We start from the raw sequence: 4508 nt of genomic DNA on the forward strand, positions 1-4508 counted from the left end.
CGCTCGGCGCGCTCCTGCTCCAGATCGCCGTCGATCCGCTGGTAGGCCTGCGCCTCCGCCCGCTCGGCGTCCGCCAGTTCCGGCGCCAGACTCTCCAGCTGCGCCGCCACCTCAATCCGGCGATCCGCCGCCTGCTCGATCTTGGCGCGGTAGGAGGTCACCTCCCGGTTCTCCACCAGGTTCATGCCGCGCATGACCCGGCGCATCAGCCCGTCATGCTGGTCCAGCGTAACGATCGACGCCTCGGCGTGCCGGATGGTGGCCTCAAGGGCCTGCGTCTCTCGCACCAGCGTCGCCTGGTCCTGGCGTAGCCGCTCTGCATAGGCGGCGGCCGCGTCGTAAGTCGCATCGACCTGGCGGCCGATGCCGGCAAGCGTGATCGGCTCGTCCGTCGTAGGCGATGCGTAAGCGCTCGCAATGAGTTCTTGCAGCAGAACCTCGTCCAGCGTCCGCAGATGCGCCTGCAGCGCCTGCGGGTCACGTGGCAGTGCCATTGTGGAGACCCAGCCCTGGGCCACGCGTGCCGGCATGCGCTCGCCGGCGGGCGGCGGCGGCGTCACAGGCACCGCCGCCGTGTCTGGCTGCTGATCCTGCCCAGGCCGCCGGACCGCCTCCTGCCCGACGCGTGCACGTTCGATCTCCTCTGCCGTCGCATAAGCCATCGAGGCGTCCTTCATCTCCGAGCGCGCCATCTGCCGCGCGAGCTGCCCGACGTCAACAGCCGTCTCGCGCGCCACGAAGATCCTGGCACTCTCACGCTGACGGGTCAGCGCCACGTAGCTCGCCGCGTTGCGCCAGTGCCGGGTGTGATAGAGGTAGGTGTGGTCCAGCGTCTTGCCCTGGCCCTTGTAGATCGTCCCGGCATAGCCGTGCCGCACGCCCGAGAAACTCGCGCCGGTCCAGGATACCGTCCGGCCCGCCTCGCCGCCCGCGCCGTCGAGCTGCACGGTTACCCGCTGGGTCAGCCGCTCGATCCGCGTGATCTGGCCGACATGGCCGTTCACGACGCCGATCGTCTTGTCGGTGTCGGTGAACTGCACCCGGTCCCCCACCGCAAAGTCCGTCATCCCTCGCCGCGTCGGCAAGGCCACATCCGCGCCCAGCTCACCGCGGCGGCGACGCACCGCGCGCAGCGCCGCGTTCAGCGCATCCACATCGTCGTTCGTGTAGGCGAACACGAACCGCGAGGCTGTCGGATCAGCCGCCACGTCGGCGGCCCAGGCTGCCACCAGCGCGTCTCGAGCGTCGCTCTGCTCGTCGCTCCAGGTGATCGCGCCGATCCGGTTGAAGGTTTCGGCGGCGCGTCGGAACCGGCCCTCTGCCAGATCACGTGCCGCCTGCTTCTGCTCGGCCTCCCGCTGCCGGGTGACCTCGGTGATCTCCACCGATCCGTGCGCCTGGCGCAGCTCCGAGAACAACCCGCCGCGCTCGATGCTCGCCAGCTGCCGATCGTCGCCCGCGAGGATCAGCCTGGCGCCGGCCTTGTGCACTTCCGACAGCAGCTCGTGCAGGATGCGCGTATCCACCATCGCCGCCTCGTCGACGATGACGACTGTCCTCTCGGTCCAGCGCTCGCGGCCGTTCTTCAGCCCGAACAGCGCCGCATGCAGCGTCCGCGCCTCGGCAAAACCGCTCGCCTTGAGATCCAGCGCCACCGCGTTCGTCGGCCCCAGTCCGACAACCTGATACCCGTCACGCGCATGCGCCACGCGGATGGCCGAGAGCGTGTAGCTCTTGCCGGTGCCGGCGCGCCCCTCGATGATCTTCAGTCCGCCCGCGGCCACCGCATGGTTGTAGGCGGCGCGCTGGTCCGCGCGCAGCGTGGTGCCTCCGGCGGTGGCCCATGCGATAGCCGGCGCCACGCCCGTCCCGCGCTGGCCGACAACAGCCGCGGCCAGCGCCAGCGTCGCCCGCTCCTGCTCGCGCACCGCGCGGGTGGTGTACCGCTCGCTTACCGCCCCGCATTCGCGGTCATGCAGGGCGAGCACCTCCCCATGCCGCAGGACCGCCGCCTTGATGCTGTCACGCTCTTTGAGCGGCTTGACGTGCTTGGCGAGATACCGGTCCAGATCCCGCTCGCTGAACGTCGCGTTGTTGCGGGTCAGCGCCGCCAGCACCTGCAGCGGGTCCCGCGCCGCGGCATGGTTGGCGGCGTCCGCATCCGCCGCCCGCTCGTTGAGCTCACTGTCGCGCCGCCGCATGCGCACCGGGCCGAGATGCTCGGTCGGATGCGAGACCGTCGGATCGACGCGCACCTCATACCCGTGCGCCCGAAAGAACGCGTCCTGATGCTGACGCCACGCCTCCCCAAAACCATGCGCCCCCATGACGAAGGACTTGCCGCCATAGCGCCGGACCTCGGGGTTGAGGTCGCGCGCCTTGTGCGTTGCCAGCCGGTCGCCCTCGAGGCGCCGGGTGGTGACCAGCACGTGGGCGTGCCAGTTCGCGGTCTCGGATTCGAGGTCGCCCGCATGCGGCGCATGGATGTCGATCTGCGCCGCCAGTCCCTTGGAAACGAAGTGCTCGTGGACAAAAGTGCGGGCCAGCTCGAGCCGGTCCGCCTCGGTGATCTCCGGATTGGCCGGCAGCGCCAGGATCATCTCCAGCACGACCTGGCTGTTGCGGCGGTTCTCGGCGGCCTCCACCGCGTTCCACAGCGTCGTCGCGTCCCGGAACATCGCGTCCGCCCCCACGGGCAGTAGGACCTCGTGATGCAGCGGCGCTTCGCGGTGCTTGAAGTAGAAGTTCTGCCCGGTGCGCTGGTCGCGGATGTCGGTCCGCTGGTTGTAGGCCGCCGAGCGCACCGCGTTGCCGCCGGTCGAGCGCGAGATGAAGCGGGTGCGCGCGAACTGAATGGCCACGCAGGGCACGCTCCAGGCAATGAGACGCCGTATCTAAAAGCGAACCGGTAGGGTTTGCAACGTGCGTATGCACCGCTCCGCTCGCTACGCTCCCAGGGGTCCATAACCCCGCTACGCGGGTGCTGCGCTGGGGAGACAAGGGCCGGGATCGGTCTCGTCTGATCCGGTCCTAGGGCGGCTTGTCGGCGTCTCAAAATCTGTCTTACGGTTCGGGATCGACGACCAGACCCCGGAGCAGATTTTGGCGCTGACCATCACCGACCGCATCGACCGGCACAGGCAGCTCAAGGCCCGCCTCGCCGAAAAGGAAACCAAAATCAAGGCCGACGAACGCAAGGCCCGCACCCGCCGATTGATCGAGGCCGGCGGTCTGCTCGAGAAGACCGGGCTGATCGAGCTGGATACCAACGCCCTCTACGGAGCTCTGCTCTCGCTGCGGGACGCGGCGAGCGACAAGGCCCAGTGCGAGAAGTGGGCGATCATCGGCGGCCGGGCCTTCGATCGCGAGGCCAAAGCCCGGACACGTGAAACCGCCGCCTTTATCCTGAAGTTCCCCGACGCGCTGCCGAAGGAGGCGACGACCGTTCTTCGGGCGTCCGGCTTTCGCTTCAACAAGTTCCTCCGGCACTGGGAGGGGCTGGCAACACCGGATGTCGCCAAGGCCACCGCCGAACGCTTCGGCGGCAATGCCTCAGCCATCGAAGCCACAGCCGCCTGAGCCGACTACCGCCAGCTTGGCGGCTGCCGATTGCTTGGAAGCCGCCAAGGTCGTGGGGTCTACGTAGGCGCCCCACCTGCTTCTACACGGCGCGCCAGTTCGACCCGGCCGTGGATGAGGTCCGCCGCCGCCTGCGCCTTGGCGGCGGCCGTGAAGATCGCCCGGCTATCGCCGCGCAGCACCTTCAGCCAGCTCTGCACGTAGGCCGCATGATCCGGTCGCGGCGTGACGGCCAAACCAAGATCGGCACACAGGAAGGCCGCCCCGAGCTCGGCCACCAGCTCCTCCGCGGCATAGCTCTCGTCACCGAACCGGCTGCCCAGATCCCGTGCACACCGGCTCGCATGCGCAGTCCAGTGCGTCACCTCATGCGCCAGCACTGCGTAATACGACAGCGCGTCCGCGAACGCCGCGAACGGCGGCATCTGGATGCAGTCCTGCACCGGCCGGTAGAATGCCCGGTTGCCGCCATGCCGGACAACCACACCAACCCCGTCGAAGAACATCTCGGCCCGCTCGATCCGCTGCGTCTCGGGCAGCAGCACGGGCGCAGGTTGCTCGAAGCCGTCAACCTGATCCGCGTTGAACACGCTGTAGCCTCGCGCGACGAACCGGCGGCTGCCGCGGGCATCCTCCTGCTCCTCGGAACCGGCCTCCGCCTCGGCGCGGTCCATGGCCTTCCAGAACACCACAGGGCTGGCCTGCTCGCCCTTGCGCACCTGGGCGCCGCGCTCCTGCCACTGCCGATACGTCCCCCACACCGCGCTGCCATACGATCTGGTCTGCCCCGACGCCCACAGCACCAAGGTGTTGACACCCCGGTAGGCTTTCCCTGTCGCCAGGTTGACCGGCAGCAGCGGCGCTGCCCCATCGGCACCACTGTGCCAGGGCATCCGCCACGCGCCGGCCCCGGCCTCGATCGACGCCAC

General features: G+C 69.1%; 3 protein-coding genes. 1 reads left to right on the forward strand and 2 read right to left on the reverse strand.

Annotation, left to right across the window (positions count from 1 at the left end):
- Window positions 1-2861: AAA family ATPase (locus FE263_RS21905; protein ID WP_171034293.1), on the reverse strand; the 2861-nt coding region annotated here is incomplete at its 3' end.
- 241 nt (window positions 2862-3102) lie between these two features.
- Here FE263_RS21905 and FE263_RS21910 point away from each other — a divergent pair.
- Complete coding sequence (locus tag FE263_RS21910; RefSeq protein WP_171034294.1) at window positions 3103-3579, forward strand: conjugal transfer protein TraD; 477 nt, start codon at window positions 3103-3105, stop codon at window positions 3577-3579.
- Between the two features lie 59 nt (window positions 3580-3638).
- Here FE263_RS21910 and FE263_RS21915 read toward each other — a convergent pair.
- A partial coding sequence (locus tag FE263_RS21915; RefSeq protein ID WP_138328168.1) for an ArdC family protein occupies window positions 3639-4508 on the reverse strand: 870 nt, incomplete at its 5' end.

It is taken from the genome of Lichenicoccus roseus, from assembly GCF_005844085.1.
Taxonomy (GTDB): Bacteria; Pseudomonadota; Alphaproteobacteria; order Acetobacterales; family Acetobacteraceae; genus Lichenicoccus; species Lichenicoccus roseus.